The sequence below is a fragment of the Pseudomonas sp. A-1 genome (assembly GCF_004801855.1).
Taxonomy (GTDB): Bacteria; Pseudomonadota; Gammaproteobacteria; order Pseudomonadales; family Pseudomonadaceae; genus Geopseudomonas.
Genome location: NZ_SSTC01000229.1, coordinates 1 through 759, shown reverse-complemented (window position 1 = coordinate 759; position 759 = coordinate 1). Strand labels below are relative to the sequence as shown.

1 protein-coding gene is annotated in these 759 nt (G+C 75.9%); it reads right to left on the bottom strand.

Annotation, left to right across the window (positions count from 1 at the left end; translation table 11 throughout):
* On the bottom strand, positions 1-759 hold a 759-nt coding region (locus tag E5198_RS21315), incomplete at both ends, for a pitrilysin family protein (RefSeq protein WP_136491877.1).

Sequence of the window (759 nt, the reverse complement as noted above, 5' to 3'; positions counted from 1 at the left end):
CGGGCGGCGGCGGCAGCGCCGGCCCCTTGGGCAGGGCGGCGGACAGCCGGGCGGCGATGGCTTCGGCCTCGGCGCGGGAGAGGTCGCCGACCAGGGCGATCACCGCGTTGCCGGCGGCGTAGGCGCGGGCGTGGAAGGCGGCCAGCTGCGCGCGGTCGAGGGCGGGAATGCTCTCCAGGGTGCCGTCGCTCGGCCGGGCGTAGGGGTGTGCACCGTACAGCTGCTGGAACAGGGCGATGCTGGCCAGCTTGCCGGGGTTCTGCTTCTGCTGCTCGAGGCCGGCGAGGATCTGGTTCTTCAGCCGCGCCAGGGCGCCTTCCGGGAAGGTCGGCGCGCCGACCACCCGGGCGAACAGCGCCAGCGCCGGCTCGCGCTGCTCGGCGGCGGACAGGCTGCGCAGCGAGGCCACCGCCATGTCGCGGTAGGCGCCGTTGCCGAACTCGGCGCCGAGGCCCTCGAAGCCGGCGGCGATGGCGGTGGTGTCCTGGCCCTCGATGCCCTCGTTGAGCATGGCGTTGGTCAGCATGGCCAGGCCGGGATGCTCGCCGTCCTGGCTGCTGCCGGCGGCGAAGGTCAGGCGCAGGTCGAACATCGGCAGTTCGCGGGCCTCGACGAAGAGCACGCGGGCGCCCTCGGCGGTGTTCCAGCGCTGGATGTCCAGGGCGCGGCGCGCCGGCGCCTGGCCGTTGAGCTTGGCCAGCGAGGCGATCGCCGGTGCCGCGGCCGGCGCGCTGCCGGTGGCGGGCGTCGCCGGGGCCG